Origin of the sequence: Oceanospirillum linum (genome assembly GCF_001995095.2) — a bacterium.
Lineage (GTDB): Bacteria > Pseudomonadota > Gammaproteobacteria > Pseudomonadales > Halomonadaceae > Oceanospirillum > Oceanospirillum linum.
The window spans coordinates 1-385 of sequence record NZ_MTSD02000245.1 but is presented as its reverse complement, the minus strand read 5'-3'; the positions used below and the strand labels follow the sequence as shown (position 1 = coordinate 385).

1 protein-coding gene is annotated in these 385 nt (G+C 35.8%); it reads left to right on the top strand.

Annotation, left to right across the window (positions count from 1 at the left end; translation table 11 throughout):
* On the top strand, positions 1 to 385 hold a 385-nt coding region (locus tag BTA35_RS18155; RefSeq protein ID WP_202931333.1), incomplete at both ends, for a hypothetical protein.

Genomic DNA, 385 nt, shown 5'->3' with positions numbered 1-385 from the left:
ACTTATCCTGAAACACCATTAGTTAAACAAGGGACTGTTACACCATCAGAAAACGGTTATAAAGCAACAGGTAATTCAATCGCCCGAATTCCCGAAATTGACTTTGTAGAACAATTTAATGAAAACATTAATAAATTATCAGAAGCGTTATCATTAACACGCAAATTATCATTATCCGAAGGTTCAATTGTACGCCGTTACAAATGGGATAAAACAAAGAATTTAGCTAGTGGAACTGTTGCCGAAGGTGATTTAATTCCGTTATCTGAAGTAGCTTTGAAAGAAGTCAAACCGATTGTTGTTGGGTTCAAGAAATACCGTAAACAAGTTACAGGCGAAGCAATTCAAATGTACGGTCAAAACATGGCTATCAATCAAACAGACG